The sequence below is a fragment of the Streptomyces sp. NPDC056486 genome (genome assembly GCF_042795295.1).
In the GTDB taxonomy this organism is placed as follows: domain Bacteria; phylum Actinomycetota; class Actinomycetes; order Streptomycetales; family Streptomycetaceae; genus Streptomyces.
Window position 1 is genome coordinate 1 of the sequence record NZ_JBHTSF010000326.1, and the last position, 1,728, is coordinate 1,728.

Annotated in this window: 1 protein-coding gene; it reads right to left on the minus strand. The window is 72.1% G+C overall.

What is annotated here, in order from left to right; all coding sequences use genetic code 11:
* On the minus strand, positions 1-1,728 hold a 1,728-nt coding region (locus ACFQ7F_RS45810; protein ID WP_383285738.1), incomplete at both ends, for a beta-ketoacyl synthase N-terminal-like domain-containing protein.

Below are 1,728 nucleotides of genomic sequence, written 5' to 3' on the forward strand. Positions count from 1 at the left end.
GGGCGGGGCCGTTGGGGGCGGTGAGGCCGTTGCTGGCGCCGTCCTGGTTGACGGCGGAGCCGGGGATGAGGGCGAGGATGTGCTGTCCCTGGGCCCGGGCGTCGCTGAGGCGTTGCAGGACGATGACGCCGGCGCCTTCGCTCCAGCCGGTTCCGTCGGCTTCGGCGGCGAAGGCTTTGCAGCGGCCGTCGGGGGCGAGGCCGCCCTGGCGGCTGAATTCGGTGAAGACTTCCGGGGTGGCCATGACGGTGGCGCCGCCGGCGAGGGCCATGTCGCATTCGCTGTTGCGCAGGGCCTGGCAGGCGAGGTGGACGGCGACCAGGGAGGAGGAGCAGGCGGTGTCGACGGTGAGCGCGGGGCCGTGCAGGCCCAGGGTGTAGGCGATGCGGCCGGAGGCGACGGCGGGGATGGTGCCGGTCAGGAGGTGGCCCTCCAGGTCGGTGTCGCCGTGGGCGCCGTAGTGGTTGGGGGACAGGCCGGTGAAGACGCCGGTCTGGGAGCCGGCGAGGGTGGTGGGGTCGATGCCCGCGTCCTCCAGGGCCTCCCAGGTGACCTCGAGCAGCAGGCGCTGCTGCGGGTCGATGGCCTTCGCTTCGCGGGGGGAGATGTTGAAGAACCCCGCATCGAACTGATCGGCATCGTAGAGGAAACCGCCTCGGCGCACCGTGGAGGTTCCCGGCCGGTCGGCATCGGTGTCGGCGTCGGTGTCGAAGAGCCGCGTCAGGTCCCAGCCGCGGTCGGTGGGGAAGGGGCCGACGGCGTCCCGGCCCTGGGTCACCAACCTCCAGAGCTGAGCGGGTGAGTTGACGCCTCCCGGGAAGCGGCAGCCCATGCCCACGACGGCGATCGGTTCGCCGAGGCCCGCTGTCGCGGTGGTGTTGGCGGTGGCGGCTAGGCCCGTCGTCGCATCCGTCCGTGGGGTGAGTTGGCGCAGAAGGTGGTCCGTCAGGTCGTGCGGCGTCGGATGGTCGAAGGCCAGGGTGCTGGGGAGCCGGATGCCGGTGACGCGGCTGAGGTGGTTGCGCAGTTGGACTGTGGTCAGCGAGTCGAACCCCAGCTCCTTGAACGGCTGCCGGGCGTCGATGAGTTCGGGGTCAGGGTGAGCCAGAACGGCGGCGGCGGCGGCCCGGACCAGCGAGAGCACCTGCTCGGTGCGGTCGCGCTCGGGCAGGTCCGCCAGACGTTCCTTGAGTGAAGCACCGGCGTCACTGCCGCCGCGCAGGGCCTCGGCCGGTGCGGCGGCGCCCCTCGCACCGGCCGTGCGCGCGGGTGCCGGGGCTCGTACGAGATCACGCAGGAGCGGTGGGAGCGTCTCGTTGCGGGCCAGGGCCTGCAGTGCCGGAGGGCTGATGCGGGCAAGCACCGGAGCCGGTTCGGACGTGACCAGCGCGGCATCGAGGAAGGCCAGTGCTTCGTCCGTCGCCAGAGGAGGAAACCCGGACCGGGTGATGCGGGCGACGTCCGCCTCCGTGAGGTGCCCTGTCATTCCACTGTGCTCGGCCCACAGGCCCCACGCGAGGCTCGTTCCGGGCAGCCCCAGCGTCTGGCGGTGGTGGGCGAGCGCGTCCAGGCACGCGTTCGCCGCCGCGTAGTTGGCCTGGCCGGGGGCGCCCAACGTGCCCGAGAGCGACGAGTAGAGGATGAAGGCGTCGAGGTTGAGGTGGCGGGTGGCGTGGTGGAGGTTCCAGGCGGCGTCGGTTTTGGGGCGTAGGACGTCGTCCAGTTGCT